The organism is Bacillus sp. AY18-3, from assembly GCF_008042305.1.
GTDB classification, from domain to species: domain Bacteria; phylum Bacillota; class Bacilli; order Bacillales; family Bacillaceae_G; genus Bacillus_A; species Bacillus_A wiedmannii.
The window spans coordinates 53,382-80,015 of sequence record NZ_QKQR01000010.1; the positions used below are offsets into that span (position 1 = coordinate 53,382).

Annotated in this window: 28 protein-coding genes; 16 read left to right on the plus strand and 12 right to left on the minus strand. The window is 35.8% G+C overall.

Annotation, left to right across the window (positions count from 1 at the left end):
* Positions 1 to 60: 60 nt before the first annotated feature.
* Positions 61 to 792 carry a pyruvate formate-lyase-activating protein gene (pflA, locus tag DM800_RS10215; RefSeq protein ID WP_000589742.1) on the plus strand — a complete coding sequence of 244 codons (732 nt, stop codon included), beginning with the start codon at positions 61 to 63 and terminating at the stop codon, positions 790 to 792.
* Between the two features lie 412 nt (positions 793 to 1,204).
* The gene (locus tag DM800_RS10220) at positions 1,205 to 2,371 is read left to right on the plus strand and encodes a diglucosyl diacylglycerol synthase (RefSeq protein ID WP_000594705.1); all 1,167 of its coding nucleotides are present in this window, start codon (positions 1,205 to 1,207) and stop codon (positions 2,369 to 2,371) included.
* A gap of 369 nt (positions 2,372 to 2,740) precedes the next feature.
* On the opposite strand, the gene DM800_RS10225 is transcribed toward DM800_RS10220, so the two are convergent.
* From DM800_RS10225 to DM800_RS10240, 4 genes are all read right to left on the minus strand, one after another.
* On the minus strand, positions 2,741 to 2,860 hold the full coding sequence (locus tag DM800_RS10225; protein ID WP_000358487.1) for a YfhE family protein: 120 nt from the start codon (positions 2,858 to 2,860) through the stop codon (positions 2,741 to 2,743).
* A 110-nt stretch (positions 2,861 to 2,970) separates the two neighbouring features.
* The gene (locus DM800_RS10230) at positions 2,971 to 3,528 is read right to left on the minus strand and encodes a GNAT family N-acetyltransferase (RefSeq protein ID WP_000914737.1); all 558 of its coding nucleotides are present in this window, start codon (positions 3,526 to 3,528) and stop codon (positions 2,971 to 2,973) included.
* A 241-nt stretch (positions 3,529 to 3,769) separates the two neighbouring features.
* On the minus strand, positions 3,770 to 4,900 hold the full coding sequence (locus tag DM800_RS10235) for an amidohydrolase (RefSeq protein ID WP_000698306.1): 1,131 nt from the start codon (positions 4,898 to 4,900) through the stop codon (positions 3,770 to 3,772).
* A 140-nt stretch (positions 4,901 to 5,040) separates the two neighbouring features.
* Positions 5,041 to 5,946, minus strand: coding sequence for a TIGR01777 family oxidoreductase (locus DM800_RS10240; protein ID WP_147786818.1), 906 nt, complete (start codon positions 5,944 to 5,946; stop codon positions 5,041 to 5,043).
* Between the two features lie 81 nt (positions 5,947 to 6,027).
* Between DM800_RS10240 and recX the strand changes: the two genes are divergently transcribed.
* Together recX and DM800_RS10250 are read left to right on the plus strand one after the other, a co-directional pair.
* Positions 6,028 to 6,840 (plus strand): recombination regulator RecX, encoded by an 813-nt coding sequence (recX, locus tag DM800_RS10245; RefSeq protein WP_000268506.1) that lies wholly within the window; start codon positions 6,028 to 6,030, stop codon positions 6,838 to 6,840.
* 10 nt (positions 6,841 to 6,850) lie between these two features.
* Positions 6,851 to 7,168 (plus strand): YfhH family protein, encoded by a 318-nt coding sequence (locus tag DM800_RS10250; RefSeq protein ID WP_001057030.1) that lies wholly within the window; start codon positions 6,851 to 6,853, stop codon positions 7,166 to 7,168.
* Positions 7,169 to 7,232: 64 nt separating this feature from the next.
* On the opposite strand, the gene DM800_RS10255 is transcribed toward DM800_RS10250, so the two are convergent.
* Both DM800_RS10255 and DM800_RS10260 read right to left on the minus strand, forming a co-directional pair.
* Positions 7,233 to 7,385, minus strand: coding sequence for a YpzG family protein (locus tag DM800_RS10255; RefSeq protein ID WP_000122093.1), 153 nt, complete (start codon positions 7,383 to 7,385; stop codon positions 7,233 to 7,235).
* A 46-nt stretch (positions 7,386 to 7,431) separates the two neighbouring features.
* On the minus strand, positions 7,432 to 7,590 hold the full coding sequence (locus tag DM800_RS10260) for a small, acid-soluble spore protein K (protein ID WP_000517891.1): 159 nt from the start codon (positions 7,588 to 7,590) through the stop codon (positions 7,432 to 7,434).
* A gap of 123 nt (positions 7,591 to 7,713) precedes the next feature.
* On the opposite strand from DM800_RS10260, the gene DM800_RS10265 reads away from it, so the two are divergent.
* The gene (locus DM800_RS10265; RefSeq protein ID WP_000997857.1) at positions 7,714 to 7,980 is read left to right on the plus strand and encodes a YfhJ family protein; all 267 of its coding nucleotides are present in this window, start codon (positions 7,714 to 7,716) and stop codon (positions 7,978 to 7,980) included.
* Positions 7,981 to 8,004: 24 nt separating this feature from the next.
* Here DM800_RS10265 and DM800_RS10270 read toward each other — a convergent pair whose 3' ends face one another.
* The gene (locus DM800_RS10270) at positions 8,005 to 8,985 is read right to left on the minus strand and encodes a metal-dependent hydrolase (protein ID WP_048542102.1); all 981 of its coding nucleotides are present in this window, start codon (positions 8,983 to 8,985) and stop codon (positions 8,005 to 8,007) included.
* A gap of 149 nt (positions 8,986 to 9,134) precedes the next feature.
* Here DM800_RS10270 and mutY point away from each other — a divergent pair, with 149 nt between their 5' ends.
* Positions 9,135 to 10,232, plus strand: a complete 1,098-nt coding sequence (mutY, locus tag DM800_RS10275; protein ID WP_046953679.1) for an A/G-specific adenine glycosylase — start codon at positions 9,135 to 9,137, stop codon at positions 10,230 to 10,232.
* Positions 10,233 to 10,267: 35 nt separating this feature from the next.
* Here the strand turns inward: mutY and DM800_RS10280 are convergent, their stop codons facing one another.
* Positions 10,268 to 10,492: a hypothetical protein gene (locus DM800_RS10280; RefSeq protein ID WP_048542097.1), complete on the minus strand. Its 225-nt coding sequence runs from the start codon at positions 10,490 to 10,492 to the stop codon at positions 10,268 to 10,270.
* A 124-nt stretch (positions 10,493 to 10,616) separates the two neighbouring features.
* Here DM800_RS10280 and DM800_RS10285 point away from each other — a divergent pair, with 124 nt between their 5' ends.
* The 4 genes from DM800_RS10285 to DM800_RS10300 all read left to right on the plus strand — a co-directional run bounded on the left by DM800_RS10285 (position 10,617) and on the right by DM800_RS10300 (position 13,943).
* On the plus strand, positions 10,617 to 10,898 hold the full coding sequence (locus tag DM800_RS10285) for a gamma-type small acid-soluble spore protein (RefSeq protein ID WP_000039039.1): 282 nt from the start codon (positions 10,617 to 10,619) through the stop codon (positions 10,896 to 10,898).
* Between the two features lie 188 nt (positions 10,899 to 11,086).
* Complete coding sequence (locus tag DM800_RS10290; RefSeq protein WP_000997582.1) at positions 11,087 to 11,347, plus strand: YgaB family protein; 261 nt, start codon at positions 11,087 to 11,089, stop codon at positions 11,345 to 11,347.
* Positions 11,348 to 11,597: 250 nt separating this feature from the next.
* Positions 11,598 to 12,128 (plus strand): nucleoside tri-diphosphate phosphatase, encoded by a 531-nt coding sequence (gene ntdP, locus DM800_RS10295; RefSeq protein WP_000506626.1) that lies wholly within the window; start codon positions 11,598 to 11,600, stop codon positions 12,126 to 12,128.
* A gap of 54 nt (positions 12,129 to 12,182) precedes the next feature.
* Complete coding sequence (locus DM800_RS10300) at positions 12,183 to 13,943, plus strand: ABC transporter ATP-binding protein (RefSeq protein ID WP_147786819.1); 1,761 nt, start codon at positions 12,183 to 12,185, stop codon at positions 13,941 to 13,943.
* Positions 13,944 to 13,958: 15 nt separating this feature from the next.
* Here the strand turns inward: DM800_RS10300 and DM800_RS10305 are convergent, their stop codons facing one another.
* The 3 genes from DM800_RS10305 to hemL all read right to left on the minus strand — a co-directional run bounded on the left by DM800_RS10305 (position 13,959) and on the right by hemL (position 21,242).
* Positions 13,959 to 15,047 carry an aromatic acid exporter family protein gene (locus DM800_RS10305; RefSeq protein ID WP_000765792.1) on the minus strand — a complete coding sequence of 363 codons (1,089 nt, stop codon included), beginning with the start codon at positions 15,045 to 15,047 and terminating at the stop codon, positions 13,959 to 13,961.
* 259 nt (positions 15,048 to 15,306) lie between these two features.
* Entirely contained in the window at positions 15,307 to 19,743 is a 4,437-nt protein-coding gene (locus DM800_RS10310) for a glutamate synthase-related protein (protein WP_147786820.1), read from the minus strand.
* Between the two features lie 200 nt (positions 19,744 to 19,943).
* Positions 19,944 to 21,242, minus strand: a complete 1,299-nt coding sequence (gene hemL / locus DM800_RS10315; protein ID WP_000673249.1) for a glutamate-1-semialdehyde-2,1-aminomutase — start codon at positions 21,240 to 21,242, stop codon at positions 19,944 to 19,946.
* Positions 21,243 to 21,370: 128 nt separating this feature from the next.
* Between hemL and DM800_RS10320 the strand changes: the two genes are divergently transcribed.
* From DM800_RS10320 to perR, 6 genes are all read left to right on the plus strand, one after another.
* Positions 21,371 to 22,384: an ABC transporter ATP-binding protein gene (locus DM800_RS10320; protein ID WP_147786821.1), complete on the plus strand. Its 1,014-nt coding sequence runs from the start codon at positions 21,371 to 21,373 to the stop codon at positions 22,382 to 22,384.
* Positions 22,377 to 23,168 carry an ABC transporter permease gene (locus tag DM800_RS10325; protein ID WP_000521517.1) on the plus strand — a complete coding sequence of 264 codons (792 nt, stop codon included), beginning with the start codon at positions 22,377 to 22,379 and terminating at the stop codon, positions 23,166 to 23,168. The genes DM800_RS10320 and DM800_RS10325 overlap by 8 nt, the downstream gene beginning before the upstream one ends.
* 4 nt (positions 23,169 to 23,172) lie before the next feature.
* Positions 23,173 to 23,958: an ABC transporter permease gene (locus tag DM800_RS10330; protein WP_000639385.1), complete on the plus strand. Its 786-nt coding sequence runs from the start codon at positions 23,173 to 23,175 to the stop codon at positions 23,956 to 23,958.
* Positions 23,959 to 24,030: 72 nt separating this feature from the next.
* Complete coding sequence (locus DM800_RS10335) at positions 24,031 to 24,435, plus strand: potassium channel family protein (RefSeq protein ID WP_098190910.1); 405 nt, start codon at positions 24,031 to 24,033, stop codon at positions 24,433 to 24,435.
* Positions 24,436 to 24,479: 44 nt separating this feature from the next.
* Positions 24,480 to 24,935: a thioredoxin-dependent thiol peroxidase gene (gene bcp / locus DM800_RS10340; protein ID WP_060486952.1), complete on the plus strand. Its 456-nt coding sequence runs from the start codon at positions 24,480 to 24,482 to the stop codon at positions 24,933 to 24,935.
* 298 nt (positions 24,936 to 25,233) lie between these two features.
* On the plus strand, positions 25,234 to 25,662 hold the full coding sequence (gene perR, locus DM800_RS10345) for a peroxide-responsive transcriptional repressor PerR (protein WP_000237831.1): 429 nt from the start codon (positions 25,234 to 25,236) through the stop codon (positions 25,660 to 25,662).
* A gap of 275 nt (positions 25,663 to 25,937) precedes the next feature.
* On the opposite strand, the gene DM800_RS10350 is transcribed toward perR, so the two are convergent.
* Entirely contained in the window at positions 25,938 to 26,294 is a 357-nt protein-coding gene (locus DM800_RS10350; RefSeq protein ID WP_000025063.1) for a YgzB family protein, read from the minus strand.
* Between the last annotated feature and the right edge of the window lie 340 nt (positions 26,295 to 26,634).

Consider the following 26,634-nt stretch of genomic DNA (forward strand, 5'->3'; position numbering starts at 1 on the left):
GTGTCCCTCTGCTTTTTATAAATAGCAGAGGGGGGCTGCTTCAATAAAGGAGGAAGTAACATGATAAAAGGAAGAATTCATTCTGTAGAGTCTTGTGGTACTGTTGATGGCCCAGGAATTCGTTATGTCATATTTACACAAGGGTGTTTATTACGTTGTCAATACTGTCATAATGCTGATACGTGGGAGATCGGTAAAGGAAAAGAAATAACAGTTGAAGAAGTAATGCAGGATGTGACATGTTACCTTCCTTTTATTGAAGCTTCTGGAGGCGGTATAACAGTTAGTGGTGGTGAACCATTATTACAGCTAGATTTCTTAATTGAATTATTTAAGAAATGTAAGGAAGTTGGAATTCATACAACAATTGATTCTTCGGGTGGTTGTTATTCTGAAGAACCAGAATTCCAAAATAAGCTAGATATTTTAATGGATTACACAGATTTAGTTTTATTGGATTTGAAACATATTGATTCAAAGAAACACCGTAAATTAACAGGGAAACCAAATGAACATATTTTACAATTTGCTCGTTATTTATCGGATAAAAATAAACCAATTTGGGTAAGACACGTATTAGTTCCTGGTGTTACGGATAATGAAGAGGATCTACAAAAATTATCTAGCTTTATTCAAAGCCTGTCTAATGTTCAGAAGGTTGAAGTGCTACCATATCATAAGCTTGGTGTATATAAATGGGAGGCACTTGGGCATAAATATCCACTCGCGAATGTAGAACCACCTACTGAAAAAAATGTAGAGCAAGCAAGACATATTTTACAAGCAGTCTAATCCAAATATTGGATTAGGCTTTTTGCTTTCTTTACAATAAAACCTAGAGTATGTATATAGAAAAGAGTATACTAAAAATAGAATATCCATATTTTTGTAAGGAATAAGTGGAGAAATTTACATAATTGTAAAGGGAAATCAAAATAGTAAAAAGAATTAAGAAGTAAAAGAGTGAGTATCATGGAATAGAGAACATTTGTAAGTTATTGCGAAAGCTCTTATAGGAAAGTATAATGTAAAGATATGAGCACAGATAGGATTAAGGGGTCAATCTTATATGCTTTGCATATCCACGACAGGTACATAGCTGAAAGAGAAGTATTAGAATCTGTTTATGTAATTTTTAAGGAAAATGTTTTTCCTATTGTCGTATATGCAATATGGAGAAACAATAAGCTAGGAGTGGATTTGTTTGATAAAAAACCCCAAGGTTTTAATATTAACTGCACATTACGGTAATGGTCATGTGCAAGTAGCGAAAACATTAGAACAAACATTTCGCCAAAAAGGAATTAAAGATGTAATTGTATGCGATTTGTTCGGAGAATCACATCCAGTTATAACCGATATTACAAAATATTTATATTTAAAAAGTTATACAATAGGAAAAGAATTATACCGCTTGTTTTATTATGGCGTAGAAAAAATTTATGATAAAAAAATAGCATCTTGGTATGCGAACTTTGGAAGAAAACGTTTGAAATTACTTTTACAAGCAGAGAAACCGGATATTGTTATTAATACTTTTCCGATCATAGCTGTACCAGAGTTAAAAAAGCAAACAGGTATTTCAATTCCTGTTTATAACGTATTAACGGATTTTTGTGTGCACAAAATATGGATTCATCGGGAAGTAGATCGTTATTTTGTAGCAACGGATCACGTGAAAAAAATTATGGTTGATATTGGTGTGCCCTCGGAGCAAATTGTTGAAACTGGAATTCCGATTCGTAGTAGTTTTGAGCTGAAGATCAATCCAGACATTATATATAATAAATATCAGTTATGTAAGAATAAAAAGATTTTACTAATTGTAGCAGGTGCTCATGGGGTATTAGGAAGTGTAAAAGAACTATGCCAATCATTTATGTCATTACCTGATTTACAAGTAGTTGTCGTTTGTGGAAAGAATGAAGCGTTAAAACAGGATTTATTAGGAGTACAGGAAAAAAATCCTGATGCATTAAAAGTATTTGGTTATGTTGAAAATATTGATGAATTATTCCGTGTTACTTCTTGTATGATTACGAAGCCAGGCGGTATTACGTTAAGTGAAGCGGCAGCATTGCAAGTACCTGTCATTTTATATAAGCCTGTTCCAGGGCAAGAAAATGAAAATGCGATGTACTTTGAAAGAAAAGGAGCTGCAGTTGTCATTCGTGATGATAGTGAGGTTTTTGCAAAGACAGAGGCGTTATTACAAGATGATATGAAGCTTCTTCAAATGAAAGAAGCGATGAAAAGCATTTATCGTCCGGAGCCAGCTGGTCATATTGTGGATACAATTTTGACAGAAAATCATGTAGAACCGAATCATATACCTATTAAATCACCTGCTCTTGCACAATTATTTACTTAATATGAAACCCTCTTTTATATGTTTAAAGAGGGTTCTTTATTGTTTTATAAGATAAAGTAGTAACTTATCCACATGAAGATTACGTTTTCATTAAACAGTAAAGTCGAAATATTAACAACTATATCCACATTGTCCACAATTTTTAGAAAACTATCCACAATTCTAACATTTACTATGCGTTACAACATATAAACTTGTGAAGGATTTGTTGAATTTATTCACAATTCTATAAATTGTGTGGATAACGTTATCCACACAAAAAAGGTTCCTTATAAATAAGGAACCTTTTTGTCTATTCTATCACGTAGAAAAAATATGTAATGAGAATGAATAATTAGGGGGGAAAACTTCTAATTATTCATTCTCACTTTAAATACTTTTCGAGCGATAACCCGCTGCGCGATCTGCTTTGCGAAATTCTCGTTGGTAAAGAACTTCTTGTGTACTAGATAATGTGTTTTTTGTTTTGTCACGTTTCTTTTTATCCATTACAAATCACCTCGTGTCCTAAAGTCACTATCTATCGTTTCCAAAGACATAGGGTGATATACGTATATGGTAAAATGTTAATGATTAATTATTTTTTCTGTAAATTTAGATTATGCTTCTTTTAATTGGTGAGCATCTTGGAACGTTGTATCTCGCATTGTAGCAAGTGTATATTGATCTTTTGGGATTTCATATAAGTTATATACTTCTTCATTTGCGTTAATTTCATCATAAACGGCTTTTCTTGTTTCGTTTGCTAGATTTACATATTGTAGTTTTTCGGCAGCTTTAATAGAACGAATGTTTATTTTACGAATACGCATAAAGATTGTTTCAATATCTAATTCATAGAAAAGTTCACTAAAAAATGAATCTTTCGCCAATTTATTATAGCCTTTTCCATGATAGGGTTTGCCAAGCCATGTTCCGAGAAATCCGGCTTTTTCTTGCACATCAAATAAAGTAATTGTTCCGATAGGGTTACCCCATTCATCTAAAATTGTGCGTGAAATTAATTCCCCACGCTCTTCAGCTTCAATCGTTTGTTTCGTTAAAAATAAATACTCTTCATAAGAATAAGCCTTTTGACGCACAAAAGGGAAGACAGCTGGGTCCACCATTAACTCGTATAGAACGTGGCTGTCGTGTAAGTCGCGTTTTTTCAACATACTAACTCCTCCTCACACGAGGGTAGCATGACGAAAAAACACCCCACCCTCGAAATTTTTATATCAATCTTTAAAAAATTTCGGGGTGGGAATCGAACCCACTAGAACCAGTTTCTAACGCTGGTGGCGCACCATTTGCCTTCCCCATTCATCAATTTGAAAATGATAATCACGACACAAATTGATTATGGTTTCATTCAGTTTATAATCGTATAATACTTTATCTAGTCAAAAAAATAAACTAGTTTTTTTTATTTTTTTTGTAAATTATTTTTCCATCAATCATGGTTAGTACAGGCTTGGCTAAATAATGGAAAGGATGATGAGTCCATAACACAAGATCAGCGTCTTTTCCGACCTCAATGCTTCCAATTCTATCCTCTAAACGTAAATTTCGTGCTGGAAATATGGTGATTCCTTCTAGTGCAGTTTTTTCGTCTAATCCTTCTCTTACTGCGACAGCAGCACAAATATTTAAATATTGAATTGGTGTATAAGGGTGATCTGTTGTTATAGAAACTTCCACACCATTTTTCGATAATATATGGTAAGTATCCCATGTTTTGTTTTTAAGTTCGATTTTAGAACGGCGTGTAAGAGTGGGGCCAACTGAAACCTTCAAATTGTGTTTCGAAAGTTCTTCAACAATAAAGTGTCCTTCTGTACAATGTTCAATACGTAAATCGAGATTGAACTCTGTTGCAAAGCGTAGAGCAGAACTAATATCATCTGCTCGGTGAGCGTGGATACGTACGGGTATTTCGCGGCGTAATGCTTTTAAGATAGGAAGCATTCGAAAATCAGCTTCATGCCCGTAGTGCTGTGCTTCATAGAATGATTCCCGAAGTAATCCCATAATTCCCATACGTGTTATGGATTCTTTTGTTCCATTACTATGGACCTTTTTAGGATTTTCTCCGAAGGCAATCTTTAAGCCGGCAGGTTCTTGAATAATCATATGATCAATACAAGTTCCAGCTGTTTTTATTACACAAGTCGTACCACCGATAATGTTTTGACTTCCTGGCATAACGTGAACAGTTGTGATTCCGTTTTGTACAGCATCTTGAAATGCAATATCAAAAGGGTGGATTCCGTCCAAAGAACGGATATGTGGTGTTGAAACTTCAGATGTTTCATTTGCATCATTGCCAGCCCAACCAGTACCTTCATCATAGAGACCAAGATGAGTATGGACATCAATAAATCCAGGTAAAAGATGAAGAGCACGAGCGTCTATAACTGTCATATCTTGAGTAGGTTGAATGGAAGGCTTGACCTCGGCAATTCTTTCTCCTATAACGAGTACATCCCCTTGAAATTTTTGGGATGTAATAGGATAGACAATGGCTTGTTTGAGCAATATTTTCATAGGTACCTCATTTCTGTTACTTTACAATGTTAATGGAATTTAAGGGAAAGTAACTGAAAGGTTATTTGTGTAATAATGCTCCGGATTCTAGAAAATGAAAGTTTTGAAAGGGGACCCTGTAAAACTGTGTTTTAGAAGTACTACATTGTATGCGAAAGTATATTTTGTAATGCATGGTCTATTGCCGGAAATGTGTATTGATACCCATGTTCAATTGCTTTACTAGGTAATACATGTTGTCCTTCGAGTACAAGTATACTCATCTCACCTAATAAAGTGTGAATCATAAATGAAGGGACAGGTAACCAATGAGGTTTTTTCATTATAGTTGCAATGGTTTCTCCAAATTCCTTCATTCTTATAGGTAGGGGAGCTGTGATGTTAAAAGGGCCATCAATTTCTTCTTTGTGTATGATGAAATCAATTAGGCGAACGACATCGTCTATATGAATCCATGATAACCATTGGTTTCCAGATCCAATTGTACCTCCAATATAGAATTGATAGGGGAGTAGCATTTTGGGAAGAGCTCCTCCGTCTGCGCCTAATACAACTCCAAGTCTTGCGTAGATTGTTCGCATTCCAAGAGAACGTGCTTTAGATGCTTCTTGTTCCCATGAATATACTGTATTTGCTAAAAAGTCATTTCCAGGAATCTCATGCTGTTCTGTAAAAGACTCAGTTTCAGACGTTCCATAGTATCCAATAGCACTTGCGTTAATAAATGTATTTGGCTTTGTACCAAGTGTTTGCAATTGTTTAATGAGTCCTTTTGTTGTTTGAATTCGACTGTTTAAAATGGATTCCTTTTGTTTCTTTGTCCATCTACTATTAATAGACTCTCCAGCTAGATTAATAACTATATCGATAGAAGAGAGGGGGAAGGTTTGTAAATCTGGTGTCCATTGTACATACTGAAGGTTAGGATGGGAAGTTTCAGTAGTTTTGTTTCGAGTAAGAATGTAAACATTATATCCTTTTTGAATAAAAAAAGTAGAAAGGTATTTACCGATAAAGCCGGTACCACCAGAAATTGCGATTCTCACAATTATTTCCTCCTCATTATATATATTCTTGAAAAGCAAAAACGTTCCTTGACTATGTTAAAATAATAGAGAGGTGAGAGTATGGCTGTCATTACAAAAATAGAAGTGCAAAAACGATCGAAAGAACGATTTAATATTTATATTGATAAAGGTCAAGGTGAAGAATACGGATTTAGTGTGGATCAAGTAATCTTAATGAAACATGGATTACAAAAAGGATTAGAAATTGATGAAATAGCGTTAGGGAATATTTTATACAATGAAGAGGTACAAAAAGCATATTTACAAGCAATTTCCTATCTATCCTATCAAATGAGAACAAAAAAAGAAGTAGAAGACTATTTACGAAAAAAAGAAGTGGGACAGGCCGTCATCTCTGAAGTCGTTTCGAAATTATTACATGATCGATATATTAATGATAAAGAGTACGCTGTTTTATATACGCGAACGCAAAGTAATGTGAATCGAAAGGGTCCGACTGTTATTAAAAGAGAGTTATTAAATAAAGGTGTTCAGGATCTAATCATTACACATAGTTTACAAGAATATCCGAAGGAAAAGCAAATTGAGAATGCTTTACTTCTTATAGAAAAGAAGAAAAGGTCTTATCAAAAGCATTCCTTTTTACAAATGAAGCTAAAGTTAGACGAAATGCTTGTTCGTAAAGGATATTCTAGAGATGTGATTCAAATTTGTTTGGAAGAATTGAAAGACGAAAAAGATGACGAACAGCAACAAGAAGCGTTACACTATCATGGGAATAAATATTATGAGAAATATAAGAAGTATGATGGATGGACATTCGAAAATAAGATGAAACAAGCGTTATATCGCAAAGGGTTCTCTATTGATGAGATAGAGATATTTTTGCAGATGAAACGTGAAGAGGGATGAGGGGAATAAGATGAATATGCCAAAGCGCTACAGTGAAATGACACCACATGAGCTAAGGGAAGAAATTGGGGTTTTGAAAGAGCAAGCAATAAAGGCAGAGCAGCTTGGTATTGTAAATGAGTTCGATGTATTAATGCGCAAGATGGCAATGGCTCGTGCTTATATGACTGATATAAACAAATTCCATATTGGTGAGACATATGAATTAGTAGAAGAACCTGGTATATTATTTGAAATTACGTATTTCAACGGGGTATTTGCTTGGGGACATAAGCAAAATGATAATGAAGAGATTGGAATACCGATTTCTTTATTGCAAGAAAAATGAAAACCAGAGAGCGAATATCTCTCTGGTTTTCATCTTTGGTAGGCGTTACAGGAGATAGGAGATTCTAAAATTGGCGTTTTTTACATTCATTCGCCAGTATAATGAGAGACTGGGTTTGTTGCGTCTGTCCGTTAACTTGCGCCTTTGCATGTTTCGGACGAGTCCACGTATGGTTAAATAATTCAGAACGACTATCTAAGCGATCACGGTAGCTCATCTTTATCACCTCGTGTAGGAAGTTAATTTTTTAGGTTGTACCTGAACTATTCTTCCTGCTGATTTGCAGCACGCATACGTTCTTGTGGGTGCGTGTTAATTGTGCCGTTAGGTCGTTTCGAAGCGAAGCGTGATTTCGCTTTCGGCTGACCATCGATTTTGCTGTTGTTTTTTGACTCAGACCAAAATTCGGCTTGTTTACCCATTGCGAACGCCCTCCTCATCATCAGTTGATACCTCTTTAAGAAGTATCACTTATAGAATGTGCAAAATAGAGGAAACTATCCTTTAGAAATTAAGGGAATAAATAGGTAAAAGGAGAATAGAACATGAATGATATTCACGAAACATTAACAAAAGAATTGTTAGACAAAAATGACAAACTTTCTTACGCACAAGCTCGTGCGTGGGTTGAATTATTGTGGGAAGACTTTCAAACAACTTATGCTAAATCAGGTCGTTATCAAGGTGATGAAATGACTGAACAAGTGGTACGAACATGGATTAATAATCATGGAGGTCGCCTTCATGAAATGCGTACAAATAATCCGAAATATAGCCATTTAATCAATCAAGAAGATCATTTGAAACATTAAAAAAAGCGACTTAAGTCGCTTTTTTTAATGTGGAAGTAATTCCAGTTTTTTTCGAAGTTTTTCTTCACTAAAAATCCATCCTGTATAGGAACTAATAATATTTAAATTGTGGTCGAGTTGAACGATTGCAACGAATGGATAATAATCTTTACTGCGATAGCGCAAATCAATGAAGCGAACTTCGTAATAATGATCATAATCGAAAATGTCCCAGCGATACACAGGGGAGAAAGATAGAAATGCTGAGATGTTTTCATCTTGTTTAGCTGCGCGCATAATAGCATTATCTGGGAACGGTACCCGGTCGAACTTATCATATATCATGATGTTACCACGATGCCATCTAGCAACGTAGTAATAATCAGTTGTAACGATTGCTAAATGGTAATGATAAAATCTGTAAGAAGGGGAAATGATTATTTTCTCCACATGATTGAAACGTTTATATACGACGCTACGTATGTTTCTATGCATCATAATCCGTCCGATATAGTAAATAATCATCAATATATACGCTGCTAAGGCAGTATACCCTTTATGGGAACCTACAAGCATACAAGCAATCGCGAGTAGGTGGATAAAGAAAATGACGGTATCAAATGTATTAATGATGCCGAGCGCTACCCATTTTTTTGTGAAGGGCCGTAATGCCTGGGTACCGTAGGCGTTGAAAATATCTACAAAGACATGAAGAAAGACGGCAATAAATGACCAAAGTAGTAGATGCAAATATGGAGCGTCTGAAAAGAAGGCGAAAGAGATGCCACTTATAAGGAATGACCAAAGAATCACTGCAGGAATGGAATGAGTAATCCCGCGATGATTTCTTATATATTTAGCGTTATTACGCAATTTTAAAACTGTATCGATGTCAGGAATATTGGAACCGGCAATTGTAGCAAGCATAACTGCTTGTGGCCCAATATCACTTTGTGCTATGGCTGGATCTAACGTTGCCAAACTGCCTAGAGTAACGCCCATAACAAGGTGAGTGGCTGTGTCCATAGAAATCCACCTCCGTTTTTTATTAATGTAACTCTTTTTATTCGATACCTCAAGTCCTTTGCCTTCTATTTCCTATGTCATCTTACTTAAATTTTTTCCTAAAATCTTTATAATAGTACTTATATGCAAAAAAATGAGGGGGATCAAGTTTGACACTTGAAATATTAAATAATTTTAACATAGAGCAGTTTCAAAATGATTTAATTGGTTGGTTTGAAAAAGAGCAACGCGACTTACCGTGGCGTAAAAATAAAGATCCATACCGCGTCTGGGTTTCGGAAATTATGTTGCAGCAAACAAGGGTAGAAGCTGTAAAACCATATTACGCGAATTTTATGGGGAAGTTTCCTACTCTAGAAGCTTTGGCAAATGCTGGTGATGAAGAAGTGTTAAAAGCATGGGAAGGTTTAGGATATTATTCTAGAGCACGAAATTTACATGCGGCTGTAAAAGAAGTGAAAGAAGTATACGGCGGGATAGTACCAAGTGATGTAAAGAAAATTGAAAAATTAAAAGGAGTTGGCCCCTATACAAAAGGTGCTATTTTAAGTATCGCATATGGTATACCAGAGCCGGCAGTTGACGGAAATGTTATGCGTGTATTATCTCGCATTTTATCAGTATGGGATGACATTGCAAAACCGAAAACTAGAAAAGTGTTTGAAGAGATTGTACGTGAAATTATTTCGGCTGAAAATCCATCTTATTTTAATCAAGGTTTGATGGAATTAGGTGCACTAATTTGTATTCCAAAAAATCCATCTTGCTTACTTTGTCCTGTACGTGAACATTGCCGAGGATATGCTGAAGGTGTTCAAAAGGAGTTACCAGTAAAAAGTAAAGCGAAGGCTCCTACAATGGTACCGATTGTTGCAGGGGTACTTCAAACAGAAGATGGTCGTTACGTCATTAATAAACGTCCAAGTACCGGGTTATTAGCTAACATGTGGGAGTTTCCAAATGCTGAACTTGGGGAAGGGATTCGGAATCAGAAAGAGCAGCTTACAGATTATATGAAAGAAAAATTTGAGCTCTCGATTTCTATTGAAGAATACGCAATGAATGTACAACATACATTTACACATCGCACTTGGGATATATTCGTATTTTACGGAAAAGTAACTGGTGATATTGTTGAAACAGATACATTGAAATTTGTATCGAAAGAAGCATTTGAGCAGTTACCATTCTCGAAATCGCATCGTACGATTTATGAGAATTGCGTTGAGAAAATTACAATGCAATAAATTAAAAAAGTGTTCCCTAGATTGGGAACACTTTTTTAATCGTAAGAAATTTTTGTCCCATGAGTCCAATTAGCTTCACCTTGTTGTAAGCCACCTCTTGATTCAATTTCTACTACAATTTCTTTATAGATACTTTGACCTTCTGCATTTAAATACGGCAAAATCTGTTGTAATGAGTGATGAAAATAAGCTAATTCATCTTCTTTCCACTCATTTTTTGAAACCATCGTTAGTTCAGTCATATCGCGTCCTATATACATATTTCCACCTCCATTTCCTATAGTTTGAATGAGTGATAAGAGATATATACGGAGATTAAAAAAAGAAAATCACGGATAACTTCTAAGTGAATTGGTTACATTATTGGTTGTGGAGGTGAGAAAGATGAGTAAAAAACAACAAGGTTATAACAAGGCAACTTCTGGTGCTAGCATTCAAAGTACAAATGCTAGTTATGGTACAGAGTTCGCGACTGAAACAAATGTACAAGCAGTAAAACAAGCAAATGCACAATCAGAAGCAAAGAAAGCACAAGCTTCTGGTGCACAAAGTGCAAACGCTAGTTATGGTACAGAATTCGCAACTGAAACAGATGTGCATGCTGTGAAAAAACAAAATGCACAATCAGCTGCAAAACAATCACAATCTTCTAGTTCAAATCAGTAATGAAAGAAAAACACTTCTCTAATTCGGGAGAAGTGTTTTCTTTGTGCCTGGGTCATAGTAATGAAAATAAAGTGAACGACATAACTTCTAATAAGTCAACAAATGTAGTCAAAGGAGAAGGAAGTTAAAGATGAGAAATATGTAATGAGGAAGAATAACTGATAAATAAGTCCAAAAGGGGGTAAGTAATGAACGACTTTGATAAGTTGGTAGGAGAGCAATTGGAAACGATGGACGAGTTGTTAAAGTTACAAGCTCATCTAGAGAAGTATCAGCAAATTGAAATGAGCGAAAAGGATACGTGCGATAAAAAGGAATTACATTTTATCCGCCAAGAAATATATAGAACAGAATTAGCGTTAAAACTGTTACATGAGAAATTTGAAGAGCAAACAAATAGTGTGATTCAATCTTTTGAGACTGAAAAAATGATTTCGAATTTAGGGTAAGGCATGTTGTTACCTTCCGGTGAAAGGTCCTTCTTTAGATAGAAATAAGGAAGGGCTTTTTCTATTTCTATTTCCTCGTTTGTAAATCATTCAGTGAAGGCCCCGTCTCCTAAGAAGATTAGGGATATAGTATTCAGTGTGAAAAATAGAGTCTTGTCGCTTTAGTTTTAAAATTTCGACAAAAAAGTTATAATAGAAAAAAAGTGAATGCAGCTCAAAGGGCATTTGCAGTTGAAAGAAGGGAGCATATATGGGATTTCCCAAAGAAGGAGAAAAAGTACAAATACATAGTTATAAACATAATGGCTCCATTCATAGAATGTGGGAAGAGACAACAATTTTAAAAGGGACACAGAGCCTTGTGATCGGAGCAAATGATCGTACAGTAGTGACAGAATCAGATGGCCGAACATGGATTACTCGTGAACCAGCAATTTGTTATTTTCATGCAAACTATTGGTTTAATGTGATTGGGATGCTAAGGGAAGAGGGAGTATATTATTATTGTAATTTAGGCTCACCTTTTGCATATGATTCTGAAGCATTAAAGTACATTGATTATGATTTAGATATTAAAGTATATCCAGATATGACATATACGCTTTTAGATGAAGATGAGTATGAAAAGCATAGTCAAATTATGCAGTATCCACCTGTTATTGATACTATTTTAAAACGAAATGTAGCACAATTAACACAATGGATTCATCAAAGAAAAGGGCCATTCGCGCCAGATTTCGTAGATATGTGGTATGAAAGATATTTAATGTACAGAAATTAAAACAAACCTGCAGGGGATTTCCCGGCAGGTTTGTCCTATTAGAGGGGGGATTATGTGCAAGGTATAAAAAGATATTTGCAATTTGTTAAACCGTATCGATGGCTTATTGCTATTACGATTATGATTGGTCTAGTTAAATTCGGCATCCCGCTTATTATGCCGTGGTTATTAAAATATATTATCGATGATGTAATTCAAGGGGGAGGGTCACTTCAAGATAAAACATCCCAATTAGTAACAGCCGTTGGGATTGCTTTTTTTATTTTTGCAGTAGTAAGACCGCCAATTGAATATTATCGTCAATATTTCGCGCAGCGTATCGCAAATACAATACTATATGATTTACGAAAACATATTTTTGGTCATTTACAAAAGTTGAGTTTACGCTATTATTCGAATACAAAAACAGGAGAGCTTATTTCACGTGTAATCCATGATGTAGAACAAACGAAGGATTTTGTAATTACTGGTTTGATGAATGTTTGGCTAGATACTGCAACAATTGCAATTGCTATTATTGTTATGTTTTCTATGAATATAAAATTAACATTTGTTGCGTTATTAATTTTACCTATTTATGTAGTGGCAGTGAAATATTTTTTCGGGCGTCTTCGAAAATTAACGAAAGAGCGTTCGCAAGCGTTAGCAACGATGCAAGGGTATTTACATGAACGTATTCAAGGGATGCAAGTGACACGTAGCTTTGCATTAGAAGAGTATGAGGGTAAGCAGTTTGAAAAAAGAAATAATGCATTTTTGACGAAAGCATTAACGCATACGAGTTGGACTGCAAGGACATTTTCAGCAGTGAATACGTTAACCGATTTAGGCCCGTTACTGGTGATCGGTTTTGCAGCATATGAAGTAATTCAGGGGCAGTTAACATTAGGGACTATGGTTGCCTTTGTTGGATATATGGATAGTTTGTATAGTCCGCTTCGCCGCCTTGTCAATTCCTCTACGACATTAACACAGTCTTTCGCATCGATGGATCGAGTGTTTGAATTGTTAGATGAAAAATACGATATTGTCAATGTGCCAAGTGCGGTACAAACGACAAAATTAAATGGTGAAGTGATATTTGATAATGTATCTTTTCGTTACAATTCGGATGAAAAAGAGATATTACATAACCTTTCGTTAACTATGTTGCCAGGAGAAAAGGTAGCACTTGTAGGAGCAAGTGGGGGAGGGAAGTCATCTCTTGCTAGCTTAATCCCACGTTTCTATGATGTTTCTTCAGGTGCAGTTTATGTAGATGGGATAGATGTTAGAAAGTATGATATGAGAAATTTACGTAGTCATATTGGAATTGTACTGCAAGATAATTTGTTATTTAGTGATACAATCGGGGCAAATATTTTATATGGAAACCCGAAAGCTACAGAGGAAGAAGTGATTGCAGCTGCTAAAGCTGCGCAAATCCATGATTTTATTATAGATTTACCTGATGGCTATGATACTGTCGTTGGGGAACGCGGTGTGAAGTTATCTGGTGGGCAAAGGCAACGTGTAGCGATTGCAAGAGTGTTTCTAAAGAATCCATCGTTACTTATATTAGATGAGGCGACTTCCGCTTTAGATTTAGAAAATGAACGGTATATTCAGCAGGCGCTTCAGACGCTAGCTGCTGATCGGACGACGATCGTAATCGCACATCGATTGGCGACGATTACACATGTGGATACGATTATTTACATTGAAGATGGTGAAATTAAAGAAACAGGTTCTCATGAAGAGTTAATGAAAAAAAGAGGGTTTTATTACAATTTATATCAACTTCAACATATAACAGAAACAGCTCCTTTAGCGTAAAAGGAGCTGTTTTCTTTATTCGTCTTCTTTTTTATCTTCGATTTGGAGTTCTGCTTCTGGTTTATGGTATGTGTAGAAGCTATCCACAAGTAAATCTAAATGCTCTACTTCTTCACTATAGTTAATAATGGCAGAAATAAGAGGGAAGAGGTGTAGCCATGTTTTATACGCTTCCTCATCGTCCTTGTTTTGATAATCCATAAAGATATCAATTAATTCTTGTTTACCTGTTTCAACTTCATCAAGCATTTCAACGGATTGTTGTTTTTTTGCTTTACCAATAAATTTTAATAAAACTTGTTCATGGTAATGGGTTAATGAATCAAGTTCGTTTTGGATAGATTCCTGAAATTCTTCTGGCATATAGCGCAGTTCATTTTCAGTACGATGTAATGATTTTAACGTACTTAAAGCACGGCTTGTCGTCGCTAACATTTGTCTGAATAAAACGAGCTTACGAATTTTTGCGAACTTTACTTTTTTCGTGTAGCTTCTTTCTTCTTTATACAGCAAATAGTAATGGTTTAGTTTGATCATCTTTTCTTTCATACGATCAATATCAGTTTTTAGCGTTGTAAAATCAGAAGCTTGCCTGCTATTCATTCGAATCCATTTTACAATTTCTTCTGTATTATCAACGATACGATGATATAGTTTTGTTTCGTATTTTGGCGGCATAAACACTAAATTTACAAGTGAAGCCGCAATAATTCCAATCATAATCGTCGCAAAGCGAAGTAAGGCAAAACTAAAGAAATCGTCGCCCTGATACTCCATAATGGCGATAACTGTTACTAAAGCAATTGATATTGTGTTTTCTAATCGTAATTGTAACGTAAGTGCAATTACTAATATACATGTTAATCCAATAATAAAAGGATTATGTCCAAAAGCAGTAGCAAATACGATAGCGAATACGGCACCAATGACGTTTGCTTGAATTTGCTCAAGAGCTGTTAAATACGAGCGGTATACAGACGGTTGAACAGCGAATATAGCTGAGATTCCCGCGAATACTGGACTCGGTAATTGAAGTAAAATACAAGCAAATAAAGCTAATGTGATGGCAATACCCGTTTTTAAAATGCGAGCACCAAGTTTCATACCCTTAATAAGATCCTTTCTCTTGTCATAATGAATGTACAACATGATACTATACATTCATTACAATATGTTAGCAAGTGATATTTTAGTGACGTTAATAAGAAATTAAGATTCATTTTATACTTTTTCCTAATTCTTTTTAAACATCAATTTTTAGTGAAAAAACCTGCTGAATTTCAGCAGGTTTCAAATTGTTACTATAGATTACTATGAGAAGTGTACTTCGTCAATTTTTTCTTGAAAATGAAAATTTGGTATATCACTCTGTTGAGATAGATGGATCAGCCTGCTCTTTTTTCGGGATAATTTCAAAAAACTGTTGCTGCATATCATCGAGTAACGGTGTTAATAAAGCAACTTCCTCGTATTGCTCATGTTCATTTAATACACGAATATAATCTAGCAATAACTCAGTCACATCTTGCACGCCGTTTTTACTAATTGGTTGTAATGTAACATTTGCCCCTTTTGCGATTCTTCTTTTTAAGGCGTGTTCTGTTAAACCCGAGCTTGAATCATGACGTAAATAAACAACACCACCAGTCATACCAGCACAAATCCATGGACCAGGATCCCCTAAAACAAGCGCTCGCCCATTTGTCATATATTCAAAAGCGAAACCTTTAATATTAGAGTATACACCTATATTCCCTTGCTCTTTTTCACGGAGTGGCTTTGTCATTCGCCCTCCAATTATCATGTCTGCTCCAGAGAGGCGAATGCCAGCGCGAGCATCAGCGTTACCTTGAACGTATAGCGATCCTTTTTGTGCACCGTACCCAAAACCTTTTCCGACAGAACCGTTATAATATATGCCGTCTTTTCCTTTTGCTTTCGTTATATAAATACCACCACCAAAGGAGGTTTTACCAATACCATCTTGTGCACCGCCATTTACGTGTATAAATAAGTTCTCACTATTGTAAGCACCTAATCCATTTCCAGGAATAGAGCCATTCGTATACTTTAATGTAAGTGGTTCAAGCTTCGTGTCTTCATATAATTTACTACGAACGCGATAGCAAGATTCTAGACCACCCATAACGCGTTGCTCTACGCCAACGCCTACTAATTCTTTTGAATGAGGGGAATGAACTGTTTCAAATTGTTTTTCTGGTACGTATTCTGTTTTTGTAACAGATGGGTGTTCTATCGTTTGTAGTAAATTACATAAGTCTAATAAATTTTCGCCTCGAACTTGTTCTAATAAATCGGAATGTCCGACAATTTCTTGTAAATTTGTATAACCAAGATTTCCTGTTAATCGTTTTAGTTCTACGCCAAAAGTGGTGAATAAATGTAATAATCCAGCAACGGCGCTTTCTAATTCGCGCGGGACGAAGCGGCGTAATCCGTGTTCTTTCGCCTGAGCTTCAGACTCAATTTGTGTTGCAATTCCAACGTGACAAGTATCTAGATGACATCCGCGGCAAGTTGTACAGCCGATTGCAATCATGGATAATGTACCAAATCCAATACGGTTTGCCCCAAGGAGCATGATTTTCAAGGCATCATTAACACTTCGAATACCACCGTCAGCCCAAATTTCTACCTTTTGTCTCATATTTGCTTCTAATAAAGCATTGTGAGCGGCTTTCACACCAATTTCTACAGGAAGGCCTACATGTTGCAATGCGTGAATACGTGCGGCACCTGTACCACCATCAAATCCGCTAATGTTAATAAAGTCAGCACCAGCCTTTGCGATACCGACAGCAATTGTTCCAATGTTAGGGACAACAGGGACCTTTACAGCTACTTTCGCAAGTTGATTAGCCGTTTTAATTTCTGTAATCATTTGAGCTAAATCTTCAATGGAATAAATATCATGGTTGTTAGAAGGTGAAATTAAATCAGAGCCAATTGTAGCATTACGCGCTTCAGCGATTTTTGCTGTTACTTTTGAACCAGGCAAATGTCCGCCTTCACCAGGCTTTGCGCCTTGCCCAATTTTTATTTCAATTAAGTTTGATGAATTTAGTAGTTCGGCGTTTACACCAAATCGCCCAGATGCAACTTGTTGTCCACGTGTATGTGGATATTTTCCAATCATATCTTTAATTTCGCCGCCTTCACCGTTCAAGCTAATCATATTTAGCTGATCGGCCGCTTCTGCATATGCACGAAAGGCAATTTCATTTTGAGAACCGAATGACATGGAACTAATAATAAATGGTAAATCATGATTTTGAATGCTGATGGATACTTCTTCAGCCGGAACGACATGTTTTGTTTCTTTCGTTTGAACAAGATGTCTAATCGCGATTGGATTATTTTCTTCTAACTCACTTAATTTGTCACGGTAATCATCATAAGAATTTCCTTTTGCGACATCGCCGATTGCTTTCCAAATTCGCGGGAATATATGAAAAGATTTTCGCATTCTAACTTTAGAATTGTTATAATCATCCGCTCGCAATTGTGCATCTTCAGCAAGTGATTCAAGCGAAAAAGCTAAATCATTTGAACCGAAGAAATTCGTAATTTGTAATATATTTGCGATTTCCTCATGTAATCCGATAGAAGAATAGAGGCGGCCGTAACCACGTAATTCATGAATTCCAATTGTTGAAATGACTTTTTCTAGTCCTTTATTAAGAGCATTATACAAATTCGTAATTGGCGTTTTTGTTCCATCATTTACGGTTGCAAATAATAAATATGGATTCATACCATCTGCTCCTAATCCATACAGTGTGACGATATCATGTAAGGAGCGAAGGGCACCAGAACGTATAACGAGAGAGCAGTTTCGGCGTAATTTATTTTCGCTTAATACTTGATGTACTTTAGCGGTAACTAAATGCGGATCAATCCATAACTGTTCATTTAGATGAGCGTTGGCATCGTCTATTAATAGTAGGGAAGCTCCATCGTTCACGGCCTTTATCGCTTCAGAGCTAATTCGATTTAAGGCGCATTGTAAAGTTTCTGTCGGACTGAATGTAGCAGAGATTGTAGCGATAGAGCTATGAGTATTGAATAGCTGTATAAGTTGTTCGTACGTAATTGTGTGTAATTCCTCTGTAATAGATTGTGCTACACTTCCTTCTAAAATAATGGGGGAAAGCATCTCAACTACAAATGTCCGTTTAGCTCCGCTTAATAAACTTGGGCGCTCTCCAAGTATTGTTCGTGTGGAGAAGTGCTCGACCTCTCGATCACGATCGATTGCTGGATTTGTAACAACGGCTACACTTTCCTTAATGAAATCAGCGATATTTCGTCTACCAGTATCGAGTGCTGCAAGTGGTGAGTCATGCCCAAGTGAGCGAATTGGCTCAACGCCTTTTGTTGCCATCTGTTCAAGAAGCTGAATATGTTCTCGGTCCCATCCGAAAGCAACGTATTGTTTCGTTTCGACTTGTATAGAATCACATAATCCTGGGATTTCTTTCGTTTCAGGGATAGATAAGTTTAAATGATAATCTTTAGTATCAAATCGCTTTTTAAAACGGTTATATACTTGAGTTTGGTAGTCATCGTATTCGTAGAGTACAAGTTCATCTTGTTCATTCCACTTTAGACCGACTTTTTCTCCAGGAGCGAGTGGTTTTGGTTCTGCTACATATTCAGTTGGTGATACAACTCCAGGTTCAGAAGAGAAAACATAAGAACTCGCTGTCTCTACTTTCCATACTGGTCGTAGTCCAAGGGAATCAACGCTGAAAACAGCCTCATCTTTATAACGTGAAATAATACCAGCTGGACCTTGCGCAAAATGGCCCCAAGCTTCACGTATATACGTATATAAATCTTGTAAATGCGGTTCATAAAGTTTCATTTCATTAATAATTGGTGGGAATAGTATATCCATTGCTTCAAATAAACTGTAGTCGTATTGAACAAGTAGAGTTTCTAAGGTGCGGTTTAAATCTTGGGAGTCACTGCCCCCAGCAGTAAGTGGAACATGAATCATGTCAGCTTGATCACGTAATTTTGCAATTGTGTTAATTTCACCATTATGTCCGAGAATGCTAAATGGTTGTACACGAAAAAAATTAGATAATGTATTAGTAGAATAGCGGTTATGTCCTAGTGTCATAGTTGAAGCGATAAGTGGATGTTGTAAATCATTGTAATAGGCAACAAGTGTATCCCCAGCGCCTAGAACTTTATATACAACATGGTCACGACTTAATGAAGCAACATGAATCGCTTCGTTTTCCTCTATTTTTATCGTTACTGAAAATAATGTTTGCTCAACATTTTCAACTTTATTTTCTGCGATAAGAGCAACTTGCCAAAATAAAGGTTCTTCCTGTTTACCAAGTGGACCGAGTGCATCGGAATTTATTACATCATCACTTTCAAAAATAATAGTAAAACTTTCGTTATTTAATTGCGTACGAATATGATTTTTTAAATTAACGATATTTGCGTTTTTGTTTAGAAAAAAATGTCCAACGATAAAGTGGGGATGATCCACAATCGTTGGATTGTATCCGTTATTTTTCAGCTTTTCATTCCAAAGTGCTTTTGGGACATCAATGTGAATTCCGATACCATCTCCTTCACCATTAATGAAACCAGCTCGATGATTCATTTTGACAAGTGATTGTATGCAAAGATCAATGTTTTCTTTCGTGGCAACTTTTCGTTTCTCCATAACGGAAACGATTCCACACGCATCATGTTCTGCATTTTTATAATCTCGAAATAAAGACGGTGTCCATGTATTTGTTTTATTGAGCATCCGTCAATCCCCCCTTTTATTGAAGTTTGAATAATCTTACTATTCAAGGCGTGAGCAGCCTTATATACAAGGATAGTAAGGATATAAAAGAAAAATAAAACAGATAATTATGAATAATTATACTATTAATAAGGGATTTATGAAATAGAAAAAAGGAAAAAAGAAAGATGTGCTTTCTTTTTTCCTTTTTAATGAAGGGATTATTTATTATCCGCTAAAGCAGCGAATGCTCTGCCTACAGCTTCAATTGTATATTCGATATCTTCTTTTGTATGTTCTGTCGTTAAGAACCATGCCTCGTATTTAGAAGGTGCTAAGTTAACTCCTTCTTGAAGCATAAGCTTGAAGAATTTACCGAACATTTCACCGTCTGTATCTTGTGCTGCATCGTAATCTTCAATTGTATTTGTTGTGAAGTATACAGTTAAAGCACCTTTTAGTCGGTTTAATGTAATATCGATATTATGTTTTGCAGCTTGCTCTAAAATTCCCTTTTCAAGCATCGCACCAAGTTCATCTAATTTCTCATAAAGACCTTCTTGTTGAAGAACTTCTAGACAAGCGATACCGGATGCCATAGAAGCAGGATTTCCTGCCATTGTACCAGCTTGATATGCAGGTCCGAGCGGGGCAACTTGTTCCATAATTTCTTTCTTACCACCATAAGCACCGATCGGAAGTCCGCCGCCAATAACTTTACCAAGCGCTGTTAAGTCTGGTGTTACGCCAAGTAAGTCTTGAGCACCACCGTACATGAAGCGGAAAGCAGTAATAACTTCATCATAAATTACTAGTGCACCAGCTTCGTGAACAAGTTCATTCACTTTCTCAAGGAAGCCAGGTTTTGGCTCTACAATACCGAAGTTTCCAACAATCGGTTCTACAAGGATAGCTGCTACTTCATGTCCCCATTTATCTAATGCTTCTTTTAAAGTTTCTACATTATTAAATGGAACGGTAATAACTTCTTGAGCGATACTTTGTGGTACACCGGCTGAGTCAGGAGTTCCTAGCGTAGAAGGGCCAGATCCAGCTGCTACAAGTACTAAATCAGAATGACCGTGGTAACAACCAGCAAATTTCATAATTTTTGTGCGGCCTGTGTAAGCACGAGCGACACGAATTGTTGTCATTACTGATTCAGTACCAGAGTTTACGAAGCGGACTTTATCTAATGCAGGCATTGCTTCTTTTAACATTTTTGCAAATTTTACTTCTAGTGCTGTTGGTGTTCCGTAAAGTACACCATTTTCAGCAGCTGTTGTAATTGCTTTTGTAATGTGCGGGTGAGCATGTCCAGTAATAATAGGACCGTATGCTGCTAAATAATCGATATATTTATTTCCGTCTACATCCCAGAAATAAGCACCTTTTCCACGTTCCATAGCAACAGGAGCGCCGCCGCCAACTGCTTTAAAAGAACGAGAAGGACTATTAACGCCACCAACGATATGTTCTAAAGCTTCTTTATGTAATGCTTCTGATTTTGTGAATTTCACTACAATTCATCTCCTTACAAAAATCTATGTATTATTCTAACATGTTTTTCGAAAAGACGTATTGTTTGTGATAGAGAAGGCAGTTGGGTAAACTATTCGTTGTGACATTTAGGAAGGGGGGTCCGATTATGAAATCGGTAATTGAGGTACAAGGGTTACGTAAAGAGTTTACAGCCTATTCAAGTCGTCCGGGATTAAAGGGTGCTTTTCGCGATTTATTAAATCGTAATTATAAAATAGTACCAGCAGTAAATGATGTATCTTTTAATGTGAAACAAGGTGAAATGGTTGGATATATCGGTGAGAACGGTGCTGGTAAATCAACAACTATTAAAATGCTTACGGGGATTTTGACTCCGACATCAGGAGAAATTTTAGTAAATGGGATGAACCCGCATAAGCAGAGAGAAGAATTCGTAAGAACAATTGGTGTTGTTTTCGGTCAACGCTCACAACTTTGGTGGGATATTGCTGTACAAGAATCTTTTCGTTTATTAAAAAAAGTGTACGGTGTATCAGACGCTCAGTATAAAGAGCATATGGAACACGTGATTGAAACGTTAGATATTGGTCCTTTATTAGATAAGCCAGTTCGAAAGTTATCTCTAGGTCAAAGAATGCGTTGTGAATTAGCGGCAGCATTAATTCATAATCCACCGTTATTATTTTTAGATGAACCAACAATTGGGTTGGATGTTCTTGTGAAATTAAAAATACGTGAATTTTTAAAAGAAATGAATGAACGTTATAAAACAACAATCTTATTAACAACCCATGATATTACTGATATTGAAGCTTTATGTGAGCGCGTTATCATGCTGGATGAAGGAAATATTATGTATGACGGTTCTTTAAATAATCTTCGTACACAGTGGGGAGCAGAGAAGGAAATCCATTTTCAATTTATTGAACCAGTTTCCTATCAGGCTTTATCAATGGTTATGCCAGATAGTCATGTCGTTTGGTCGAAAGCGAAAGAGGAAAACGCGTGGGTTGCAAAAATACCGAATGAAGAAGTTATCATTTCAATGCTTATTTCTAAAGTAGTACAAGCCTTTCAAATTAAAGATTTAAAAATTAACGAAGTATCTACAGAGGAAATTATTCGTAACATTTATGAAGAAGGTATTAAACATGGGTAAGTACATTGAAATGATTCGGATTCGCTTTTTAATGATGCTTGCGTATCGTACAAACTATTATAGTGGGATTTTAATTTATACAATTAATATCGGTGCGTATTATTTTTTATGGCAAGCAATTTATAGTGGAAAAGAGAATATTGAAAGTTTATCTATTTCGCAAATGACTACTTATATCGCAATTGCGTGGATGGCACGTGCTTTTTATTTTAATAATATAGACAGGGAAATTGCGATGGAGATTCAAGAAGGACGTGTAGCAGTAGAACTCATTCGTCCATATAACTATTTAGGCATGAAAGTGATGCAAGGTCTTGGTGAAGGAATATTTCGTTTTGCCTTCTTTTCAATTCCAGGTATGGTTATCGTTACCTTATTATTTTCATTGCAAATTACAACGAATTTTCAAACGTGGTTATATTTCTTCTTATCTTTAATATTTAGTTTTATTATTAATACACAAATTAATTTAATGACGGGAATGCTCACGTTCTTCCTATTTAATAATAGTGGAATTATGTATGCGAAACGTGTCGTTATTGATTTATTTTCAGGTCTATTATTACCAATTAGTTTTTATCCGTTATGGGCCCAAAAGGCAATGATGTTTTTACCGTTTCAGGCGATTAGTTATATTCCGAGTATGATTTTTTCAGAAGGTATACAAGGAAGTAAATTGTATGAGGCATTATTATTCCAAGTAATTTGGGCAATTGTACTTATTATTCCAATTGTACTCATGTGGAGAACGGCGAGAAAACGTCTAATTGTACAAGGGGGATGATGAGATGATATATATAAACCTATTTTTGCAATATGCAAGCCAATATATAAAAACAAAATTGGAGTATCGGGGCGATTTTATCGTTGGATTACTTTCTGATTTAGCACTACAGGCTGTTAATTTAATCTTTATTCTCGTTGTGTTTGGGCATACACAAGCATTAAAGGGCTGGAGTAGAGAAGAAGTAATCTTTATTTATGGTTTCTTTTTAGTGCCGTTTGCCATTTTCTCAGCTTTCTTTAACATATGGGACTTTAATGATCGTTACATTATTAAAGGAGAAATGGATCGTATATTAACGAGACCGATTCATAGTTTATTTCAAATTATATTAGAAAGAATGGAACTGGAATCTTTAATTGGAGCGATTACAGGAATAATTGTAATGGGATATGCAGCAGTGGAGCTGCAATTATCTTTTTACTGGTACGATTTCTTCTTATTCTTACTGATGGTAGGAGGAGGAGCACTTGTATACGGAGGGATATTTGTTACGCTTGCGAGCCTTGGTTTTTGGTCGGATGCGAAAAGTTCAATTATGCCGCTAATGTATAACATAGGTAACTATGGTCGCTATCCTGTTAACATTTATAACCGTGTGATTCGCTTCATTTTAACGTTTGTTTTACCATTTGCGTTTGTCGGAGTGTATCCAGCAGCATACTTTTTAAGAAAAACAGAGTGGAATAGCTATGCATTTGCAACACCATTCGTTGGTGTTATCTGTTTTACGATTGCAATTACTCTTTGGAATCAAGGGGTAAAAAGGTACCGTGGTGCTGGGAATTAATTATAGAAGCTTGTTTGTTTCTAAGGGATAAATCCAATGGCCGTCTCATACATATAAAATGAGGTGGAGGACATGTTATGGGGATTTATTCTATTAATTGCAGCAATTGCTATTTTGAGAAGTGTCCAATTGTTATGGAGTTCATATTCAGATTCTAGGCGTTTCTTTTCGCTTTATAATTTAGCCTCCTTATTTTTAATTTATACAACGGTATTGATTGCGTTTGGGTTAAGTTATGTTGTATTAGAAGAAATGGGTTTTGCAGTTTTGAAAGAAGATGGAGAAAGCTTGCATGCCCAATCTTTTCAACTTGTAGAAATTTGCTTATATTTTAGCGCAGTTACTTTATTGTCCGTTGGGTACGGTGATATAGCTCCGATTGGAGTAGGGAGATGGATTGCGATTGCAGAAGCGCTAATTGGATATACATTACCGTTTGCTTTTGTAATGAGGTCTGTAATAGACAATGAAAAATAAGATAGCATTTGATATAGTAAAAGAAAAGAGTAGGAGTGATAACAATGATCACAGTAGGAGAAATGGCTCCAGAATTTACATTAGAGGGAAGTAATGGGGAACAAGTTCGCTTAGCTGATTTTCGTGGTAAAAACGTAGTGCTATATTTTTATCCGAAAGATATGACTCCAGGGTGTACAACTGAAGCATGTGATTTTCGCGATGCGTATGGATTATTTCAAGAGAAAGATACAGTTATTCTTGGTGTAAGTCCTGATTCAGCGAACAGACATCTGAAATTCATTGAGAAGCATGAGCTTCCATTTGTACTTTTAGTAGATGAAGATCATAAGGTAGCGGAATTATACGATGTTTGGAAATTGAAAAAGAACTTTGGAAAAGAGTATATGGGAATCGAGCGTTCTACATTCCTTATTAATAAAGACGGTGAGCTTGTAAAAGAGTGGCGTAAAGTGAAAGTGAAGGGACATACTGAAGAGGTTCTTTCTTATATAAAGTAAATTCATTGTGGAGATAAAATATATAGAAGTAAGGCGAGTGTCTATACATATTTTATCGTCTTACATAAAGTGAAGTGTAGGGCATACCTCCTCAGATGATAGTATTCCAAGTGCGATTATGTCGCACTTTTTTTCTATGTAAATGTATAGAAAATGGGGAAGGATATATAAGAATAAGGCTATATACAAAAATAAACCACATACTTATAGTAGAAATATTGACGATTTATAAGAAAAGGAGTACACTCTTTATAAGAATTATAAAATAATAATCCGTATAGAATCGGGGTGCATGACGGTGGTCAAAGAAGAATTAAAAGAAGCGCTAGAAATGCTGAAAAATACGGGTGTACGCATTACTCCACAGCGTCATGCTATTTTAGAGTACCTTGTGGAATCTATGACGCACCCAACAGCGGATGACATTTATAAAGCATTAGAAGGTAAGTTTCCAAATATGAGTGTTGCAACTGTCTATAATAACTTACGTGTATTTAAAGAGGTTGGACTTGTAAAGGAATTAACTTATGGAGACGCTTCAAGTAGATTTGATTATGTTACAAGTCAACATTATCATGTGATTTGCGAAAAATGTGGTAAGATTGTTGATTTTCCTTATGGAGGTTTGGAACAGCTTGAAGAGGAAGCTGCGAAAACGACAGGCTTCGTTATTAATAGTCATCGCTTAGAAATTTATGGCGTTTGTCCAGAGTGTCATAAGGCGTAATATATAATAAAGAAAGAGGTTACGTCTCCCTCTTTCTTTATTATATATGGGAATTACGTTAGGTTCAGGAGGATTTAAAATATTAAAGAAAGAGGGAGACGTTTACGTCTCCCTCTTTCTTTATTATATATGGGAATTACGTTAGGTTCAGGAGGATTTAAAACGTTCAGTGAAGAACCTAATTTAATTAAAGATAAATACAAAAGGTGATTTCTTTGTTAAGAAATCACCTTTTAACGTTTAGTTTTGTAAGGGCACATTGTACCTATATATGCCTATGATTTATAGCTCTTCTTATTATATTTTTCATCAAATTCTTTTCCTTCTAGATTTCGATCCATTGTTAAAGGTTGGTTGCAATGCATACATGCGTCGACACGACCGAGCATTTTGGTCGGCTTATCGCAGCTTGGACAAATAATTTGTACAGTTTTAGTAGATAACATGCCAATCCAAAAGTAAACGACAGTACTAGCGATAACAGCTAAAAAGCCAACCATCATAAATGTTGTCATAATAATAATGTTTTCACGGAAAAAGACACCTAAGTATGCAATGAAGAGGCCGATAAATACTAAACTTAATGCAAAGGTCCGGATTTTATTGATTTTGTTCGAATACTTAATGCTCATTTGCATCACACTCCTATAATAATAATATAACATAAAATTTAGAATTTTCACTCGTTCGTAAACGTGATAAACCAATAAGATATGAGATATGGAGTATGATGCAGAATGAAGGGAGACTATAATGGTTTTTGGAACATGGTTTTAAGATTTTAACGGGATGTGAAATTTTTTTATGAAAAGTATTGACCCCTTATATACTACATGATATATTAATAACCGTCGCTGATGCGGAAATGCAGAAAACGACAAAAAAGAAATTGAAAAACTTAGTTGACATCGAAAAACGAAGATGTTAACATAAGGAAGTCGCAAATGAGCGGCTAAGTAGTTCTTTGAAAAC

What these genes read in the sequence shown, in the direction of transcription:
- DM800_RS10310 (WP_147786820.1), bottom strand. Translation starts at nt 19,743, where the DNA reads ATGCTCAATAAAACAAATACATGGACACCGTCTTTATTTCGAGATTAT.
- DM800_RS10290 (WP_000997582.1), top strand. Translation starts at nt 11,087, where the DNA reads ATGAACGACTTTGATAAGTTGGTAGGAGAGCAATTGGAAACGATGGAC.
- DM800_RS10225 (WP_000358487.1), bottom strand. Translation starts at nt 2,860, where the DNA reads ATGGATAAAAAGAAACGTGACAAAACAAAAAACACATTATCTAGTACA.
- DM800_RS10350 (WP_000025063.1), bottom strand. Translation starts at nt 26,294, where the DNA reads ATGAGCATTAAGTATTCGAACAAAATCAATAAAATCCGGACCTTTGCA.
- ntdP (WP_000506626.1), top strand. Translation starts at nt 11,598, where the DNA reads ATGGGATTTCCCAAAGAAGGAGAAAAAGTACAAATACATAGTTATAAA.
- bcp (WP_060486952.1), top strand. Translation starts at nt 24,480, where the DNA reads ATGATCACAGTAGGAGAAATGGCTCCAGAATTTACATTAGAGGGAAGT.
- DM800_RS10255 (WP_000122093.1), bottom strand. Translation starts at nt 7,385, where the DNA reads ATGAGCTACCGTGATCGCTTAGATAGTCGTTCTGAATTATTTAACCAT.
- pflA (WP_000589742.1), top strand. Translation starts at nt 61, where the DNA reads ATGATAAAAGGAAGAATTCATTCTGTAGAGTCTTGTGGTACTGTTGAT.
- DM800_RS10250 (WP_001057030.1), top strand. Translation starts at nt 6,851, where the DNA reads ATGAATATGCCAAAGCGCTACAGTGAAATGACACCACATGAGCTAAGG.
- DM800_RS10235 (WP_000698306.1), bottom strand. Translation starts at nt 4,900, where the DNA reads ATGAAAATATTGCTCAAACAAGCCATTGTCTATCCTATTACATCCCAA.
- DM800_RS10305 (WP_000765792.1), bottom strand. Translation starts at nt 15,047, where the DNA reads ATGAAACTTGGTGCTCGCATTTTAAAAACGGGTATTGCCATCACATTA.
- recX (WP_000268506.1), top strand. Translation starts at nt 6,028, where the DNA reads ATGGCTGTCATTACAAAAATAGAAGTGCAAAAACGATCGAAAGAACGA.
- DM800_RS10230 (WP_000914737.1), bottom strand. Translation starts at nt 3,528, where the DNA reads ATGTTGAAAAAACGCGACTTACACGACAGCCACGTTCTATACGAGTTA.
- DM800_RS10285 (WP_000039039.1), top strand. Translation starts at nt 10,617, where the DNA reads ATGAGTAAAAAACAACAAGGTTATAACAAGGCAACTTCTGGTGCTAGC.
- DM800_RS10280 (WP_048542097.1), bottom strand. Translation starts at nt 10,492, where the DNA reads ATGTATATAGGACGCGATATGACTGAACTAACGATGGTTTCAAAAAAT.
- DM800_RS10265 (WP_000997857.1), top strand. Translation starts at nt 7,714, where the DNA reads ATGAATGATATTCACGAAACATTAACAAAAGAATTGTTAGACAAAAAT.
- DM800_RS10320 (WP_147786821.1), top strand. Translation starts at nt 21,371, where the DNA reads ATGAAATCGGTAATTGAGGTACAAGGGTTACGTAAAGAGTTTACAGCC.
- DM800_RS10330 (WP_000639385.1), top strand. Translation starts at nt 23,173, where the DNA reads ATGATATATATAAACCTATTTTTGCAATATGCAAGCCAATATATAAAA.
- DM800_RS10270 (WP_048542102.1), bottom strand. Translation starts at nt 8,985, where the DNA reads ATGGACACAGCCACTCACCTTGTTATGGGCGTTACTCTAGGCAGTTTG.
- DM800_RS10260 (WP_000517891.1), bottom strand. Translation starts at nt 7,590, where the DNA reads ATGGGTAAACAAGCCGAATTTTGGTCTGAGTCAAAAAACAACAGCAAA.
- DM800_RS10335 (WP_098190910.1), top strand. Translation starts at nt 24,031, where the DNA reads ATGTTATGGGGATTTATTCTATTAATTGCAGCAATTGCTATTTTGAGA.
- DM800_RS10325 (WP_000521517.1), top strand. Translation starts at nt 22,377, where the DNA reads ATGGGTAAGTACATTGAAATGATTCGGATTCGCTTTTTAATGATGCTT.